Origin of the sequence: Streptomyces sp. DH12 (assembly GCF_020873895.1) — a bacterium.
Classification (GTDB): Bacteria; Actinomycetota; Actinomycetes; order Streptomycetales; family Streptomycetaceae; genus Streptomyces.
Genome location: NZ_JAHWGT010000761.1, coordinates 1 through 493, shown reverse-complemented (window position 1 = coordinate 493; position 493 = coordinate 1). Strand labels below are relative to the sequence as shown.

1 pseudogene is annotated in these 493 nt (G+C 69.0%); it reads right to left on the bottom strand.

Features of this window, described 5'->3' with window-relative positions:
• Positions 1-377 (bottom strand): annotated as a pseudogene (locus LPA54_RS36930) (ATPase); the annotation flags it as partial.
• Between the last annotated feature and the right edge of the window lie 116 nt (positions 378-493).

Below are 493 nucleotides of genomic sequence, written 5' to 3'. Positions count from 1 at the left end.
ACGTCCGGATCGTCCTCGCCCTTGCCGCTCAGCAGCGGCACGGCGCTGACGTCGCGCTCGTTGTAGAGGGCGTTGGCGTAGGTGAGGGAGGCACGGACCAGGCGGGCGGTGTTCTCGGCGTCCTGCGCCTCGTTCCACGTGTCGATCGAGCTCTTGACCTGGAAGCCGCCCATGACGAGGCCGACCAGCACGGGTATGAGCAGGATCGCGTTGAGTCTCGTGGCCACGCGCCAGTTCCGCGGGGACAGACGTCCTCCGCTCTGTGCGGGCGCGGCCTTCGGCGCGGGACCGGGCACGGGGGCGGGCGCCGCTGTGCGCGGCGGCGGCGTGAAGTTGCCCCGGGCCGACGGCTCGGGACTGTTCTTGCTTCGCCTCACTCGACCAACAACCTCTCGGCGGTCGGCACCGTCGTCGTGCCGCAGTGTCTCAGAGCCCGGCATGCCATCGACTACTGAGTACGTCTTTGACCCATGGGCAGTTCAGGCATTCCAGC